We start from the raw sequence: 503 nt of genomic DNA, 5'->3' as shown, positions 1-503 counted from the left end.
TGCCCGGACTGTCCCAGCGAATCGGCAGCGCCAATCCAGTTGATCGGCGTATTCAGCTCATGGCTGATGTACTGCAGGAACATGGACTTGTCCTGGTTCATCTGTTCGATATCCGCCAGGTGCCGCTCCAGATTCTGCTGTGCCTCCACAGACAATTGCTTGCGCTCGCTTTCCAGAAACCGGATCCGGTCGCCCAGCGCCAGTGACAACATCACCACCACCCACAGCGCGCCGAAATGCGGCAAGTAAGGAACAATCACGCTATAAGGAATCAAGCCCAGATTGCCGATGGCATACAGGAACACGGTAAGCAGGAACACCGACCAGGCGAGCACATACAAGCGCGCCACCCGGAACCCCTGGCGCCACACAACCCAACCCAGCCAGCTGAACAGCACCACCGTCATCATCACCACCACGGTGGACAGGTGATAGGAATAAGGTGGCGGAATCACCCACTGCAGCGCAAACGCCACCCCGATCAGAATCAGGTAATGCTTCAG

At 57.5% G+C, this 503-nt stretch carries 1 protein-coding gene; it reads right to left on the bottom strand.

The window, feature by feature from the left end:
* A partial coding sequence (locus A3754_RS07685) for a 7TM diverse intracellular signaling domain-containing protein (RefSeq protein WP_304439822.1) occupies positions 1-503 on the bottom strand: 503 nt, incomplete at both ends.

The organism is Alcanivorax sp. HI0083, assembly GCF_001635175.1.
Note: the sequence above shows the minus strand (reverse complement) of the source record. Positions and strands in the feature narration are given on the sequence as shown.